We start from the raw sequence: 551 nt of genomic DNA on the forward strand, positions 1-551 counted from the left end.
AGCGGTCAGCCGCACGAGCCAGAAGTGAAGCCGGTCAAGCGCGCGGGCTCGGCCAAGCGAAGCAAGACCGGGCAGCTAAAGATTGATCACGACCAGGTGATCCAGCCGGCAGAGCCGATTCCGCCGGGCTCCCGATTCAAGGGCTACCGTGACTTTGTGGTCCAGGACCTCGTGATCGCGTCACGCAATACCCGCTATCGGCTCGCTCGCTGGCAAACGCCGGACGGCCAGACCTTGACAGGGCAACTGCCCACAACGGTGCAAGACTGCCATTTCGGGGCGAATCTGGTGAGCTATATGCTGTATCAGCACCACCACTGTCACGTCACCCAACCGCTGCTGCGTGAGCAACTACGGGAGTGGGGGATAGAGATCTCCACCGGACAGGTGGACGCCCTTCTGGCAGCGGGAAAGGAACGGTTTCACGCCGAAAAAGACGCACTGTTATCGACGGGCCTCGCCCATTCATCGTATGTGACGGTGGACGATACCGGCACGCGGCATCAAGGCAACAATGGCTACGTCACGCACATCGGTAACGACCATTTCGC

Annotated in this window: 1 protein-coding gene; it reads left to right on the top strand. The window is 60.6% G+C overall.

Going from position 1 to position 551, the window contains the following annotated elements; genetic code table 11:
• Positions 1–24: 24 nt before the first annotated feature.
• On the top strand, positions 25–551 hold a 527-nt coding region (locus tag ACGLHR_RS52180), incomplete at its 3' end, for a hypothetical protein (protein ID WP_400104022.1).

This window comes from Cupriavidus sp. CuC1, assembly GCF_044627735.1.
GTDB classification, from domain to species: domain Bacteria; phylum Pseudomonadota; class Gammaproteobacteria; order Burkholderiales; family Burkholderiaceae; genus Cupriavidus; species Cupriavidus ulmosensis.